We start from the raw sequence: 13,788 nt of genomic DNA, 5'->3' as shown, positions 1-13,788 counted from the left end.
GGTCAGACAAGCAATTCGGCCCCGGCGTCCTGCGCGGCGGGGTCTTCTTCGGCTGCGGGATCTTCCGGCGGCAGCATCACCGAGGCATAAAGCGCGGCGTTGTCCGGTTCGGTCGCTGTTAGCGTGTATTCGTCCGCCACATATTCACGCTGAACCCAATCCACGTAGGACCCGATCAACATCCCGTCGCTGCCAAAGACCAGCGGATCGTGGCCTGCGTAGATGTCGAAGGTGGTGGTCGACACCATCAGTTCGTCAGGTGTGAGGTTCTCTTCCATCCCCCAGGACGCATAGCCCACATAGCTGGTTACGGTGAGGTCGGCGTTGTAGTCGCCCACCGCGTCCGTGGCGAAACTGGCCGTGCTCAGATGATCGGAATGTTCGATCCCCGCGTGTTCGCTGGTGTGGTCCTGAATGTGGATGTGATCCGGGGTGTGCATTTCCATCAGCGCGGTCAGCAGGCCTGTCAGATCCTCCGACGTGTAGGTCGCGCTGCCATCCACGGCCGTAATCGTCGGGATTTCCCCCTCGGCCAGTTGTTCAAGGCTTTGAAACCCGTATGTGGCCGAGCCGCTGCCATCGCCGAACCCGTCGGGCAGCCGCAGAAAGTACAAGCGCACGCCCGGATCGCTGGCCAGATAGGAACTGGCCAATTCGTAGGTTGTATCCCCGACTGTCACGCTGACCGTTTCGTCGACCCAATCCCCGGACCCGGCCATATAGCCATAAGCTGCTTTTTCGCCGGCCTCGCGCCCGGCCCAGTATTCCTCACCGCGGCCAGCGTCGCCAGCCGTGAGGTAGATCGTCGTTACCGGCTCGTCGCCGTCAATCAGCGTGTCCAGCGTAGGGTTCATGAACAACAGATCATCGTCCTGATGGGCGACGATCACCATGTCGCCTTGTCCGACAATCGGCGGGCCGGGATCGGTTGGCTCCGTCGGGTCGGTTGGATCGGTTGGATCCACCGGATCGACGGGGTCGACCGGATCTATTGGGTCCGTCGGATCGGTAGGGGCAGCGCCTTCGGTGACGTAGAGATCGGTGATCTCTCCGATCAAGGGGGTATCCCCCGCCCAGTTGGATGTGCCGACCAGCAGGTTCGCACGCGGAACATCGGCAGGGACAGCCCCCTGTTCCTCGGCCAGCCGGACACCGTCCTTGTCGATCCACATCAGCCCGGTTTCGTCGATGCCAAAGCTCCAGTCCGCGGTTTCTCCCTCGACGATCGCACCTTCGGCCACCACGCGGTGGATTTCTCCGTCCTGCCAGAGTTCCAGCATGACGCCCGAGGTGTTTTCGATCTGCGTAAACAGGATGTTGTTGGTGGCAGGACCGTCGCCAAAGTCGATCACCCGCTGCCAATAGCCGCCCTCTACGTCGTCAAAGCGTACGGTGACGTCGATCACAAAGGCCCCGTCGATCTGTTGCGGGCCGGCAACCGGGTCGGCGGGTGCGGTCGGATCAGTCGGCTCCACCGGGTCGGTCGGCTCCACCGGGTCCGTTGGGTCAACAGGGTCCGTAGGCTCCACAGGATCGACTGGTTCAGTTGTGCCCTGCGTTATCGTCAGGTCCAACACCACGCCGTCCAAGGCCCCTTCGCCCGGAACCCCGGAGTCCCCGACCAGCAGGGGACCTCGATCCACGACGTCGGGCACCACACCTTGACCGTCGGCCAGCAACGTGCCGTCCTTTTCCAGCCACATGCGCCCGTCCGCGTCGATCCCGACAGACCAGACCGCGTATTCGCCTTCGACCAGCGCGTCCGCCGCGGTTACGCTGTAAGTGATGCCATCTTGCACAAGGGTAAACCGCAGGTCGTCCGAGGTGCCGACCTGATGCAGGCGCAGGGCGTCCGCTGCACCGGCCCCGCCAAAATCAAAGACCGTCTGGTTGGCCGATGCGTCAAGATCGTCAAAGCGGGTGACCACATCCAGTTGAAAGGCACCGTCGATCTGCGAAGGGGCGTTCAGGCGGCCCCCATCCGGGGTCTCTCCGTCATGTGTGACGTCGATCCCCAGGATCGCACCGTCAAGCGGCGAATCCTCGGCCCAGTTGGATTCGCCCAACAGTTCGTTCAAACGGATGGTGTCCACAGGGACGGCTGCCGGCCCCTCGGCCAGGCGCAGGCCGTTTTTGTCGATCCACATGGTCCCGTCGGCGTCGATCCCCACGGTCCAGGTGGCGGTTTCTCCCTCGACGATGGCCTCGGGGGCGACCACGCGATGGGCCTCGCCATCCTGGTACAGGACGAACATCAGCGCATTCGTGTTCTCATACTGTGTCAGCAGGATATTGTTGCTGTTTGGTCCATCGCCGAAATCGAACACCCTTTGCCAATAGCCGGAGGCGAGATCGTCAAACCTTGCAATGACCTCGATCTCGAATGGGCCGGTGACATCCTCGATCTCGTCAAGAGGTCCGGTAATTTCAAGCGGTGGCATGACCCATCCCCCAAATGCGGCCGAAAAAGGCCCGGGCCCGGAACCAATGTTGCGCAAAGGGCGGAGGATTTGCCGCCTTGGGGCTGCCATTGGTCAACGGGCAGATGAAATCGCGTCAACAATGCGGCCTCGGGCCGACACTCGTACCTATGTCTGCCGGCATGCTAGCACGTCTCGTACTTTCGCTAAGGTAGAAATTAGCACCTGAAACAAGGAAGCTGCGTTTCCAGAAGGGAGACAGTGGGCGCGGCTTGTGGATGTCTGCGCCCGGACGCATGGTGATTGAGATACAGGTCAGGGGCGGACAGAAGCCGGGGGACAGGGGATGCGGGTCATCATTTTCGGTGTGGGCGCGGTAGGTGGCGTCGTCGCCGCCGCCTTGGCCTTGGAGGGGGTAGAGGTCGTGGGTGTGGCGCGCGGAGCCCGCCTTGCCGCGATCCGTGACCGTGGGCTCTTGCTGCGCAGTCATCGCGGCGAACACCGACTGCCGCTGGCCTTGGTGGCGCGGGCCACCGACCTGCTGCCCCGTCCCGAGGATGTGATCCTGCTGGCAACCAAAAGCCAGGACAGCGCGGCAGCGCTGGGGGATCTGCGGGCGGCAGGATACGCCCGGCAACCGGTCTTTTGCATGCAGAACGGTGTGGCGAACGAAGACCTTGCCCTGCGGTTCTTTGCCAATGTCCACGGGATCAATGTGATGTTGCCAGCGGAATATCTGGCACCGGACGAGGCGGTCTGTTTCGGCAGGCCGAACTTTGGCATTTTCGACATCGGCCGCTATCCAGAAGGGAGTGACGCCGCCGATGACAGGCTGGCGCGGATTCTGACCAAGGCGGGCATTCCGACATTCGTCACCGAAACCGTGATGCGGAACAAATACGGCAAACTGTTGGTCAACCTTGGTAATATCGTCGAGGCTGCGCTGGGCCGTGACGCCATGGAGCCGAAGATCACGCAGGCACTGCGGCAAGAGGCCATGGGGATCTTTGCCAAGGTCGGCGTGGACTGGCTGGACATGGGCGAAGGCGACCCGAGGCGCGGGACGCTGATGGAGTTTGCGGCATTGCCGGGGGCAGACCGAAAGGGCAACTCCACGACGCAGAGTCTTTTGCGCGGCGCAGGTTCGGTCGAGACGGATTATCTGAATGGCGAGGTCGCGATGATCGCGCGGCGGCACGGGCTTGATGCGCCGCTGAACGGTCGTGTGACAGCTCTGGCCACGCGGCTGGCCCGTGAAGGCAAGGCGGCAGGAACCCTGACACCTGCTGCGCTGGCCGCCGAACTGGGGCTGTGAGCCATCTGGCTCGTGCAAATTTGACCGATGCAGAGCGCGCGGTTTAACGGCCTCTAAACCTGCATGTCCTAGCCAAGTTTCGGGGGACATCATCGGTCGGAGACCATCCCGGAAATGGCCATGGGGCTGTCCATATGGGGGCACCTGCGGGGCGCGCTGTCTTGCGTTGTCATGCTGGGCCTGCTGAGTTCTGTTCTGCCCGTCAAGGTCGGCGCCGAACAGATCACTGTGGGCTGGACGCCGGTGCCGGGTCTGATGCAGGAAATGCCCGATGGGCGGCTCGGCGGGTTCATGATCGACCTTGCGCGCGCGCTGACGGCAGAGGCGCAATTGGACCTGCGGCTTGAACGTTACGAAACCGTCCCGGATTTACTGGCTGCGCAGGCCATGGGGCGGTCCGAAATGCTGGCCGGGGTGGTCGATCTGCCGTCTTTGCGGGCGACATCGCATTATTCGGATCCCCTTGCACAGACGCGCGTTTCGATTTTCCGCCACCGCACCCGCGGGCCGGATATCGACCCAGACACCGCGAGCGGGCTGCGCTTTGGTGCCATGCGCGGGGCCAGCGGGTCTGAACTGGTCGGGGTGTTGCTGCGCAACGAATTGACCACCTTTTCCACGCTGGACGCGCTGTTCCATGCCCTTGATGACGGGAGTATCGACGCGTTCGTGGGGCCGGGGGATGCATTTCTATGGGTGCTTGAGGCTCGCAACCTATCGGATGCATACGAGGAAATCCCGGAACCGATCCAGGTGTCGCCACGGGTCGTGGCGCTCCACCATGGCCGGACCGAACTGCGCAGCCGGATCGACGCAGCCGTCGTGACGCTTGAGACATCCGGCAAGCTGGACAAGATCCGCGAACGTTGGGGCATGGCACCGCCCCAGCCGCAACCGCAATCACTGACCGTGGGTATGCTGTTGGACCCGCCTTTCGTGGTCCTGACAGAGACGGGTGAACTGACCGGGTTTTCGGTCGAGGTCATGCGCGATCTTGCGGAACTGTCCGGTCTCAGCCTGACGTTCCAGAGGATTGCGCCGATGGATTGGCGCGAGGGGCCATCCCCAGAGGGCTATGATCTGATGTCTCTGGTGCCGATCACCAGCGAACGGTCAGGCAAGACCGGCTATGGTCTGCCGATCCTGACAACATCCTATTCGGTCTTTAGCTTGCGCAGGGAGGCGGGCAACAGCGGCTCGGTGGACTGGTCCGGTGTGCGGCTTGGCGTCCTGTCCACTGAGATGTCGCTGGCGCGACGGGGCAAGCTGGCAGAGGCGCGCGCCATACCCTTCGGCAGCCGACAAACGATGATTTTTGCCCTTTTGACCGGTCGGATCGATGCTGTCCTGCACGAAGCTCATAGTATGCGGCGCACCTTGTCGGGCAGGGGGTTGGATGCTCGGATCGTGGAATGGTCGCCGGACGTTTTCGATGTGGAACATGCCATTGGCTATCGCGCGGGGCTTCAGCCGGTGGTCGAGCGGATGGATGCGGCGGTTCCCGGCTATCTGGCCTCGCCCCGGTATGTTGATCTCAAGATCGCGTGGTTGCACGAAAGGCCGCATTGGGCGGTTGCGGGGTTGTCCAGCTATCTTGGCGCGACCGGGGCGGCGATGGTGCTGTTCGTGGCCGGGATGGGGTGGCAACGTTACCAGCGGCGCTTGTCCGAGGCGCGGCGCGACATTGCCGAAGACCTGATCGACAAGATTCCTTTGGGGCTGATCCTTCTGGGCCGGGATGGCCGGATCAAATACGTGAACGAGGTCACCGCCTCGACCCGGGCCTCGACCAGCGGAATGTTGTCCGTGGGCCGATGCTATGTCGATGCGGTGCGCGATCTTGTGGACGCGGGACGCGCCGATCTGGCTGGCATGTCGCGGGATCAATGGATCGACCAGCAGATCAAAGACATCCGAACCGATGGTTGCATCCGTGAGGTGCAGGTTGCGAGCGGGCCGATCTTTGTCCGCACAACCAAACTGTTGCGTGGCGGAGAAACGCTTTTGCTGCGGCAGGATGTTACCGAAGAACGGGCGCGGTTGCGCCAGATCCAGATGCTGAACGAGGATTTGCAGGACCAGATCCGCCTTGCCCGTGCGGCCACGGAGGACCTGCGCGCCTTTGCTTACGCGACCTCTCATGACCTGAAATCGCCGACCAATACCGCGATCATGATCGCGGCTGCGCTGTCAGAAGAGTTGGAAGGCAAACTCTGTGCCGAGGATGAGGAGTTGCTGTCAGATTTGCGCAAGACGTTGGTCGACATGTCCGGGCTGATCGACGACGTGCAGAGCTACACAAATGCCATCGGTCCAAACGTGGCGAACGAAGATCTGGATCTGGAAGAAACAGCGCGTGCTGCCATCCTTTCTGTGTCGGACAGGGTACGCCGCAGCGGGGCCGATGTCACTTTGGCGCCTCTGGACCGCATGCGCGGGTCGCCCGGCCAGTTGCGCATCCTTTTGGCCAACCTCATAGACAACGCGATCAAGTTCTGTGCACGGGGCCGTACACCCGTCGTTGCCATCGGTCCCGCCGCCGCGCCAGAGGGGTTCGTAGGACTTGCGGTGACGGACAATGGCATCGGTATCGACGCTGCGCATCGGGATCGTATCTTTCAATTGTTTCAAAGACTGAACTCGACCACTGATTTCGGTGGGAACGGACTGGGGCTGGCGATTTGCCAGCGAATTGCCCTGAATCACGGCGGGCGGATTTCCGTGGCGTCAACTCCGGGGCAGGGAAGCACATTTACCGTTTTTCTCAGAAAGGAAATACCATGATCGGATCCTTGATGATCATTGATGACAATGCGGTGGATCAAAAGCTCTATTCGCGGATCATTCGGAAAAGCGGATTGGTGAAAGACTTGCATTGTTTTCTGATGGCGACGGATGCGATGGAGTTTCTTGCCTCCCCCAAACGGCCAGACATCGACATTATATTGCTGGACATCAATATGCCACGGATGAACGGGTTTGAATTCCTCGATGCTGCTGTGGCCGCCTTTGGCCCTGATTTCGTCAAGGCGGCGGTCATCATGCTTACGACCTCAATTTCGGATGAGGATCGCAAACGCGCTTCGGGGTATGATGTGGTCAGAGACTACATTCAAAAGCCGTTGGACATGGCGCATCTGGAAGAAATGGACAGGATGTTGAGCGCCCGAGCGCTTTGACCCGATCAGGCGGCAGGCAGATCACATTCCACCAGACAACCGCGTCCGAACTGGGCGGGACCGTCGATGATGCGGATCACGCCGCCGAGGGTGCTCACGACCTTGCGGGAAATCGTCAGTCCCAACCCGGAAAAGCCGGTGTCATCCTTGGGGAAAAGCGTGTGCAGCGGCTCAAACACTTTTTCACGATAGGGGGCCTCGATGCCGGGGCCATCGTCGGCCATTTGCAAGATGACCCTGTCCCCTTGTCTGGTGGCAAAGGCGGCGATGCGGCCCACTTGCCGGTCATGGTGTCGCACGCAGTTGTCCAGCAAGGCTCGCAAGAGCCTTTGAAGGTCGTTCTCAGGCGCTATGACAGCCAGCGCAGCACCGTCGAAATTGGCGACAAAACCCTGCGTATCGGGGATCGTGTCCCACGCGTGGCACAGGGCGGGGCGCAGGTCCAACTTTGTCGGGGTATCGGCCAGGCGACCAACACGAGACAGATCGGTCAGACCATCCAGCATCCTGTCCATTCCGCGGGCATAGTGCTGAAGCATCGAAAGGTGATCCGCGACTTCGCTGGGCAAGGTGGCGTTGGACTTTCCCAGATCTTCGACAATCCAGTCCGGGATCACCCGCATGGCACGCGAATAGCTCTTGAGGTCATGTGTTATCGCATAAAGATACGATTCGAATTCCCGCGAAGAGGCCGCGTTTCCGTCCATCAGGCTGGATCCCGTGAAGACTGCTCTTGTTATGGTGTCGAGGAATAACAGGAATTCGTTGTTCGGACAATTTTATAGCATATTTGTTTTTCGCTGAATTGAAGGCAGTTTGCGATGTTCTCTAAATGTGCCGTTAGGGCGCGGTGAAATAACGTGGACGTGAAATAGGAATTAACCCGGAGTTTACGCCATGCACCCCGTATCGTCGGACCATACGGCAGCGCGCGACCTGTCGGCGATCGAGGCAAGCTATCATGAGGCCTCTACCGCCTTTCAGCGCAACAGCGGATTCGATATCCTGATTTTGGATGACAGCCGTTTCGATCAGAACCGGATCATCCGCGATTGCCAGAAAACCGGCCTGCCGGTTCGTGCATGGACGGCCTCGGACCTGTCAGAATTCGAACAGGCGCTTGATGAACGGACCTATGACGTGATCTTTGTCGATTACCTGCTGCCGCATGGGAACGGACTGCATGCGCAACGGATCGTGCAGAACCACGCGATGAATTTCGGGGCTGCCATTGTCATGATCTCGTCCGAGATGCGGACCGATGTTGCGGTGGCGTCGATGAAGAAAGGGTCGCTTGACTGTCTCGACAAGGATGCGCTGAGCACGGACAAGCTGCGCGACCTGATGATTGCCTCGGCCAAGGTCTTTGCAGAGGCTTCTCGCCACTGGATCGGTGAACTTCTGGCGCAACAAAGGGTGCAGATCGCGCAGGACGTGGCCAAGGTCATCCGCGAAGAGATGGAATTCGGGCGCTTCGTCGATACGATCGACAAGCGTATTGTGGACATGTTGACCGCGCGCGGCTTTACCGAACCGGAAAACTGGAACGGCTCGCATCTGTTCGACAACGATGAACCGCTCAAGTTTCGCTAGAAGGCGGTGAAATATTCCGCCTGTTCCCATTCTGAAATGCTGGACAGATACCGATCCCATTCGGCCCGTTTCAACGTGGCCAGATAGGCCAGGGTCTCATCCCCGAGGGTCTTGCGGTACATCTGGCAGGTCTCAAATGCGGCAATGGCCTCGCCCAGTGTTGCGGGCAACCGTTCAGCCCCCTCGTCATAGGGATTTCCAAGCGGCGCGGGCGCTGTGCGGGCCTCGGCAATGCCGTCCAACCCCGAAAGGATCTGGAACGCCAGCGCGAAGTAGGGATTGGCAGTGCTGTCGGCCACCCGGTTCTCGACCCTGCTGGCGCGGTCGCCGGGGGCCATCAAGGCTCGCAGCATGGCGCCGCGGTTGTCCTTGCCCCAGCCGATGCGGTTGGGGGCAAGTTGGAAAGGCGTATAGCGCTTGTACCCGTTCACAGTGGGCGTGGTCGCGATACAAGAGGCCCGCGCATGTTCCAACAGCCCGGCAATCCACCCCGATGCAGTCGGAGTCAGCTGCCCGGTGTCGTCCGGTGCAAAAAGGTTTGTGCCGGCCGAGTCGGTCACGCTCTGATGGATGTGCCAACCGTTGGCGGCGGCGTTTTCCACCCGCGGCTTGGCCATGAACGATGCCAATAGTCCGTCGCGCGCGCAGACCTCCTTGACCAGGGTCCGGAACAAAACCGCTCGATCCGCAATCGTCACCGGGTCGCTTGCGTCAAAGGTAAATTCGAACTGGCTGGGCCCCATTTCCACCTCGACGGACAGCACGGGCAGGCCTATTGCCTCGGCCGTGCGGCGCAGTTTGTCCATCAGCGGTTCCACGGCGTCATAGCGGGTTTCGGTCAGGTACTGCCATCCTTGGTTCAGGCCGCGTGTTGCGGGCGGGCGGGACGGCATTGTGGCGTCGGCATGGTCCAGCGCAGGGTCTGTCACCTCGAAGACCTGAAATTCGACCTCCAGCCCCATGACCGCCCGCAATCCCCGTCCGCTCATGCGGTCAACCGCGCCTTGCAGCAAACTGTGCGATGAAAAGGGGATCGTTCGGCCGTCAGGATACCTTGGTTCACACAGCACAAGGGCCGAATGTGGCGAATAGGGCAAAGGGGCGAACGTCTCGGGCCGTGGCACCAGCATCAGGTCGCTGGCCCCGGCCATCGGGGTGCCTCCTTCTTCTGTCCAGATGGGAAAGACGGTCCGATGGGACAGGTCTTTCAGCAGCAGGGTCGACGGCACCCGCATCCCGTTCGTCAGCGCGCCTGCCAACCCTCGCAGGGTCAGGGTCTTGCCGCGCAGGATGCCATGCGCATCGGCAAAGACCATGCGGACGGTTTCGATCCCCTCGGCCTCGACCCGTGCCCACAGGTCGGCGGCGGCCTCGGCTGACAGCAGGCCCTCCCGGCAAAGCCGCCCCTGCGCCAGCCGTTCTTGCATCAAAGTTCTGCGTCCCATGGGCAGGCCGCCCTGCGGTCGGCGTCGGCGCGCAGGCTGGCACCGTTCCAGTCAGAGCTGTCGGCAATGGCGTCATTGGACAGTGGCCCCCTGATCGTAGAGGGATCGACGGTCCCCCGCATCGGCAGGGCCGATTCTACGCCAGCGTCGAGCGCATCCATCGCGGCACGCAGCATCCTGCGATAGCGGATGATGCCCACGTCCGTGCGCCCAAGGTGTTCCTGTGTGCGATCCTGTATCGCGCCCATGCTTTCCACGGCCCACTGGTCGTGAACGTTGATGTCCAGCCCCATGCCGGTATAGGTCTCGCGCGCCTGTTCCTCAGGATCATAGCCATAGTCGTTGCGCCTGTTCTTTAGCGGCGCATAGTCGGGCAGGCGGTGTTCCTTCAGCCGCTGTTCCCGCATCAGTTCCTTGTTCACCGGTTTGTCGAAACTGGTGAACATGGAATACCAATAGCAAGTCTGATCATCGATCGGCACATGCCATTGGGTGATCGTCATCTCGCGGCTCATGGGGATGCAGATCGCCTCGGGGAAGATCTGGTTTGTGACGCGGACATGGGTCAGCCCGTTTTCCATGTGGCGCAGCGCGGTCAGCTTCAGCCCGAAATCGGTTTCTTCCACCCGGATTTCGGGGCGGGGGTAGTCGCGCAGCAGCTTGGTCATCGGGATGTTGGTGTCAGCGGCGCTGTCGCGGAATTGCTTGCCATAGCTGTCCTTGGGATCCTCATCCTCCAGAAAACGGTGCAGGAACGAGGCATGGGCCGGGTCGATCCCGACCTCCAGCGCCTGAAGCCAGTTGCATTCCCACAGGCCCTTGAAGGCAAAGACATGGCTGTCCGGCGCGCGAAAACAGTCGAAATTGGGCAGCGGCGGCGGGTCGCCGGGGCCGAGGTAGGCAAAAACGATACCGTTGCGTTCGATCACCGGGTAGGCGGGGGTGCGGATCTGCTCGTGCATCCGCGAGTCTTCCGGCTCGCCAGGGGTTTCGACGCATTGCCCGCTGCGGTCGAAATGCCAGCCGTGAAAAGGACAGCGCAGGCCGTTGTCCTCGCGCCGTCCGTAGCAAAGATCGGCCCCGCGGTGCGGGCAGTGACGCCCGATCAAACCCAGTTCGCCCTCGTTGTCGCGGAACAGGACCAATCGTTCGCCGAGTAGCGTGACGGGCACCACCGGACGCGCGCCCTTCAGCTCGTCGCTCAGCGCCGCCGGCTGCCAATACCGGCGCAGGACTTCGCCTGCCGGTTGGCCCGGTCCCACCCGTGTCAGGCGATCGTTGAGTTCCTGGCTGATCATTTGCGGCCCCTCCCAAGGCTCTGTTCGCGCAGAGTGTGGCGGCGGCTTGGTTGTCCCGTCAAGGCCAAGGCGGGAACTGCATGGGGTGCCCCAGGGTCAACCTGAGGTTCTGTTCATCGGCGGGCATTCATGTCTTAATCCCTGCACCGTGGGGCAGGACGACTGGGGGGATCCGATGCCGAAATTTTCTGCCAACCTTGGCTTTCTCTGGGCGGACATGCCGTTGGCTCAGGCGATCCGGGCGGCGGCACGGGCCGGTTTTGACGCGGTGGAATGCCACTGGCCGGCTGCCGAGCCCAAAGGTGACGTGCGCGCGGCATTGAATGAGACCGGGCTGAGCTTGCTGGGGCTGAACACCTCGCGCGGACCGGCAGGGGATTTTGGGCTGTCGGCGCTTCCGGGGCGCGCGGCAGAGGCCCGCGCCGCCGTGGACGAAGCGATTGCGCTGGCCGAGGCTTTTGACGCGCAGGCAATCCACGTCATGGCAGGAAATTCCAAGGGGCCCGCGGCGCATGAGGCGTTTCTTGAAACGCTTTCCTATGCCTGTGCCCAGACGGATCGCATGATCCTGATCGAACCCCTCAACGCGCATGATGCCCCCGACTATTTTTTGCGGGACACGGCGCAGGCCGAAAGGATTCTGGCCGAACTGGATACAGCGAATGCGCGCCTGATGTTTGATTGTTACCATGTCGGTCGTACCGAGGGCGACGTGGCAGGGCGCTTTCGGGCGCTGTTGCCGCGCATTGGCCATGTCCAGTTTGCGGCGGTGCCGGACCGTGGCGCGCCCGACCATGGAGAGGTTGATTACCCGCCGCTCTTTGCCTTGTTCGATCAACTCGGCTGGGACCGACCGATTGGTGCCGAATATCGCCCCGCAGGCGCCACCGAGGATAGTCTGGGCTGGTTGGCGGATGCGCGCAGGGGTTGAAGCCACAGGTTTGTGTCCGCCCGGACACAGGTTGCAGCCTCTGTTTTCCGGTCTCGACGTGACGCAGCCGCCCGCCTAGGGTATCTCCCGGAGCAAGCACCTGAACAGGCAAAGAAATGTACCCGCAAGAGCCAGCACGCGGCCCCGATGGCCTGTCCGGAGGGGCAGGGGAGGGACCGGTACAGGACCAGACCAGCCTGACCCTGGTCGTTGACCTCGACGGGACGCTCTTGCGCAGCGATATGCTGTACGAAAGTTTCTGGACCGCTTTTGGACGCGACTGGACCGTGGCGCTGACGGCGATGCGCGGGCTGGTTCAGGGACGTGCGGCGTTGAAGGCTGCGCTGGCGGAAACTGCGCGTTTGGAACCGGCGACCTTGCCCTATGACAAGGAGGTGCTGGACTACGTGCGCGCGTGGCGTGCAAACGGGGGGCGCACCGCGCTTGTCACCGCGTCGAACCAGGCGCTGGCCGACCCGATCGCCGCGCATCTGGATCTGTTCGACGAGGTGCATGGCTCGGACGACAGCCGCAACCTCAAGGGACAGGCCAAGGCGGCCTTTCTGGCCGAACGTTTCGGACAGGGGCGATTTGTCTACATGGGAGACAGCCCCGCCGATCTGCCTGTCTGGAGCCTTGCCGCCAAGGCGGTCACGGTGAATGCCTCGGCCCGCCTACGCGCCGAGGCCGAATCCGTTGCACATGACGTCGAACATCTGACCACGGTGCCGAATTCTGTCCGGCCGTATCTCAAGGCTTTGCGTCCGCACCAATGGCTCAAGAACATCCTCGTGTTCCTGCCGATGCTGGCCGGTCACCAGATCGACGCGCGGACCGTGGTTCTGGCGGTCGCCGCCTTTGTGGCCTACAGCCTCGTGGCGTCCAGCGTTTACGTGGTCAATGACATGACCGACCTGAACGCGGATCGCGCGCACCCCCGAAAAAAGCGCCGGCCCTTTGCCTCTGGTGCGGTGCCGCTGTCACACGGGATGTTGATGGCGCCGCTGCTGTTCCTTGCGGGGGCGGGGATATCACTGGCCGTCGGACCGGCCTTTCTGGCGGTGGTCTGCGGGTATTTTGTGCTGACGACGGCCTATTCTCTGAACCTCAAGCGTCGGATGGTGATCGACATTTGTACACTGGCGGGGCTGTACAGCATGCGGATCGTTGCGGGGGCGGTGGCCACCGGGATTCCCCTGTCGGTCTGGCTTTTGGCCTTTGCGATCTTTTTCTTCCTCGCGCTGGCCGCTGTGAAACGGCAGGCCGAACTGGTCGACAGCGCCAAACGCGGAACGCTGCGGGCGCGGGGACGTGGCTATAACGTGGGCGATCTGCCGATCATCACGATGATCGCGATTGCGGCCGGCTATGTTTCGGTGCTGGTTCTGGTGCTTTACGTGGACTCGCCGGATGTCAGCACGCTGTACAAGGAACCCAGCATGCTGTGGGGCATCGGCGGCGTGCTGCTGTTCTGGCTCACGCGGACGGTGATGATCGCGCATCGCGGTCATATGCATGACGATCCGCTGGTCTATGCCGCCCGCGACCGCGTCAGCCAGATCTGCATGATCCTGTGCCTCGGCTTTGCCGTGGCGGGGGCGTTGTAG

10 protein-coding genes are annotated in these 13,788 nt (G+C 61.9%); 6 read left to right on the top strand and 4 right to left on the bottom strand.

Translation table 11 applies throughout. From position 1 onward, the window contains the following. Nucleotides 1-2 precede the first annotated feature (2 nt). Nucleotides 3-2,441 (bottom strand): PIG-L family deacetylase, encoded by a 2,439-nt coding sequence (locus KJP30_RS25120; RefSeq protein WP_218451334.1) that lies wholly within the window; start codon nt 2,439-2,441, stop codon nt 3-5. A gap of 325 nt (nt 2,442-2,766) precedes the next feature. On the opposite strand from KJP30_RS25120, the gene KJP30_RS21015 reads away from it, so the two are divergent. The 3 genes from KJP30_RS21015 to KJP30_RS21005 all read left to right on the top strand — a co-directional run bounded on the left by KJP30_RS21015 (nt 2,767) and on the right by KJP30_RS21005 (nt 6,914). Beyond that, nucleotides 2,767-3,735: a ketopantoate reductase family protein gene (locus tag KJP30_RS21015; RefSeq protein ID WP_218451333.1), complete on the top strand. Its 969-nt coding sequence runs from the start codon at nt 2,767-2,769 to the stop codon at nt 3,733-3,735. Nucleotides 3,736-3,855: 120 nt separating this feature from the next. Beyond that, nucleotides 3,856-6,519 (top strand): ATP-binding protein, encoded by a 2,664-nt coding sequence (locus KJP30_RS21010; protein WP_218451332.1) that lies wholly within the window; start codon nt 3,856-3,858, stop codon nt 6,517-6,519. Continuing rightward, nucleotides 6,516-6,914 carry a response regulator gene (locus KJP30_RS21005; protein ID WP_218451331.1) on the top strand — a complete coding sequence of 133 codons (399 nt, stop codon included), beginning with the start codon at nt 6,516-6,518 and terminating at the stop codon, nt 6,912-6,914. The genes KJP30_RS21010 and KJP30_RS21005 overlap by 4 nt, the downstream gene beginning before the upstream one ends. A 5-nt stretch (nt 6,915-6,919) precedes the next feature. On the opposite strand, the gene KJP30_RS21000 is transcribed toward KJP30_RS21005, so the two are convergent. Continuing rightward, nucleotides 6,920-7,621, bottom strand: a complete 702-nt coding sequence (locus KJP30_RS21000) for a sensor histidine kinase (protein WP_218451330.1) — start codon at nt 7,619-7,621, stop codon at nt 6,920-6,922. Nucleotides 7,622-7,811: 190 nt separating this feature from the next. Here KJP30_RS21000 and KJP30_RS20995 point away from each other — a divergent pair, with 190 nt between their 5' ends. Further along, nucleotides 7,812-8,507, top strand: a complete 696-nt coding sequence (locus KJP30_RS20995) for a response regulator (RefSeq protein ID WP_218451329.1) — start codon at nt 7,812-7,814, stop codon at nt 8,505-8,507. Here the strand turns inward: KJP30_RS20995 and KJP30_RS20990 are convergent. Together KJP30_RS20990 and KJP30_RS20985 are read right to left on the bottom strand one after the other, a co-directional pair. After that, nucleotides 8,504-9,952: a glutamine synthetase family protein gene (locus tag KJP30_RS20990; RefSeq protein ID WP_246594674.1), complete on the bottom strand. Its 1,449-nt coding sequence runs from the start codon at nt 9,950-9,952 to the stop codon at nt 8,504-8,506. The two genes, KJP30_RS20995 and KJP30_RS20990, sit on opposite strands and share 4 nt — an antisense overlap. Then, on the bottom strand, nt 9,934-11,250 hold the full coding sequence (locus KJP30_RS20985) for an aromatic ring-hydroxylating dioxygenase subunit alpha (protein ID WP_218451328.1): 1,317 nt from the start codon (nt 11,248-11,250) through the stop codon (nt 9,934-9,936). The genes KJP30_RS20990 and KJP30_RS20985 overlap by 19 nt, the downstream gene beginning before the upstream one ends. A gap of 175 nt (nt 11,251-11,425) precedes the next feature. Here KJP30_RS20985 and KJP30_RS20980 point away from each other — a divergent pair, with 175 nt between their 5' ends. Continuing rightward, on the top strand, nt 11,426-12,181 hold the full coding sequence (locus KJP30_RS20980; protein ID WP_218451327.1) for a hydroxypyruvate isomerase family protein: 756 nt from the start codon (nt 11,426-11,428) through the stop codon (nt 12,179-12,181). A 116-nt stretch (nt 12,182-12,297) separates the two neighbouring features. Further along, entirely contained in the window at nt 12,298-13,788 is a 1,491-nt protein-coding gene (locus KJP30_RS20975) for a UbiA family prenyltransferase (protein ID WP_218451326.1), read from the top strand.

Source organism: Antarctobacter sediminis, assembly GCF_019218285.1.
GTDB lineage: Bacteria > Pseudomonadota > Alphaproteobacteria > Rhodobacterales > Rhodobacteraceae > Antarctobacter > Antarctobacter sediminis.
The sequence above is the reverse complement of the archived record's forward strand: the minus strand, read 5'-3'. Positions and strand labels throughout refer to the sequence as shown.

Coding starts and splice junctions, on each gene's coding strand:
- KJP30_RS20990 (WP_246594674.1), bottom strand. CDS start 9,952: ATGGGACGCAGAACTTTGATGCAAGAACGGCTGGCGCAGGGGCGGCTT.
- KJP30_RS25120 (WP_218451334.1), bottom strand. CDS start 2,441: ATGCCACCGCTTGAAATTACCGGACCTCTTGACGAGATCGAGGATGTC.
- KJP30_RS20975 (WP_218451326.1), top strand. CDS start 12,298: ATGTACCCGCAAGAGCCAGCACGCGGCCCCGATGGCCTGTCCGGAGGG.
- KJP30_RS20985 (WP_218451328.1), bottom strand. CDS start 11,250: ATGATCAGCCAGGAACTCAACGATCGCCTGACACGGGTGGGACCGGGC.
- KJP30_RS20995 (WP_218451329.1), top strand. CDS start 7,812: ATGCACCCCGTATCGTCGGACCATACGGCAGCGCGCGACCTGTCGGCG.
- KJP30_RS21000 (WP_218451330.1), bottom strand. CDS start 7,621: ATGGACGGAAACGCGGCCTCTTCGCGGGAATTCGAATCGTATCTTTAT.
- KJP30_RS21015 (WP_218451333.1), top strand. CDS start 2,767: ATGCGGGTCATCATTTTCGGTGTGGGCGCGGTAGGTGGCGTCGTCGCC.
- KJP30_RS20980 (WP_218451327.1), top strand. CDS start 11,426: ATGCCGAAATTTTCTGCCAACCTTGGCTTTCTCTGGGCGGACATGCCG.
- KJP30_RS21010 (WP_218451332.1), top strand. CDS start 3,856: ATGGGGCTGTCCATATGGGGGCACCTGCGGGGCGCGCTGTCTTGCGTT.
- KJP30_RS21005 (WP_218451331.1), top strand. CDS start 6,516: ATGATCGGATCCTTGATGATCATTGATGACAATGCGGTGGATCAAAAG.